Genomic DNA, 565 nt, shown 5'->3' with positions numbered 1-565 from the left:
GCCGAGCTTAGTATCGATGTCAGGCCAAGTTAAAGCCAACACTTCAGATATTCGCATGCCAGTCATCGAGCCAATATAAACAGCAAGCGCCCCGATATTGCGGTACGAAGCCCGTTCAATAGCAATTGCTTTAACCTTAGCGAAATCGCGGCTGTCTAGCACCTTTACTTTCCCACTAGAGCGCACGCCTGATGTCTTCGTTCCAAAGGTGAAATCAGAAAATAGAATGCGTTCATTGATTGCCGCTTTTACCATCCCACGAACATAGCTGTTCATCTTGGTAACAACATCTTTCGAACGCTCACGTGGCCGCTTTCGTGTGGTTTATCCTTGCGATCTTTGCCAGCAGCAAAATCGTTAATAAATTTCTGCCATTCGATAGGTCGAATAGAATTAAGCTTTCGCCCATCAAATCGGCTCTTTAGGTGCTTTCTGAAAAGCTTGTAACGGTATACAGTGTTGATTGACTTGCCATTGGTTCGGTATGCTTCAACCCATTGATCCCAATAATCAAGTAACAGAATGTCTTGCTTTGATGGATCACCGCCACGTTTCAGGTCATCTT

Annotated in this window: 1 pseudogene; it reads right to left on the bottom strand. The window is 44.8% G+C overall.

The window, feature by feature from the left end:
- Positions 1 to 565 (bottom strand): annotated as a pseudogene (locus BVJ53_RS14890) (tyrosine-type recombinase/integrase); the annotation flags it as partial.

Origin of the sequence: Lacticaseibacillus chiayiensis (assembly GCF_004123795.1) — a bacterium.
Taxonomy (GTDB): domain Bacteria; phylum Bacillota; class Bacilli; order Lactobacillales; family Lactobacillaceae; genus Lacticaseibacillus; species Lacticaseibacillus chiayiensis.
This window is presented reverse-complemented; position numbering and strand designations above follow the sequence as displayed.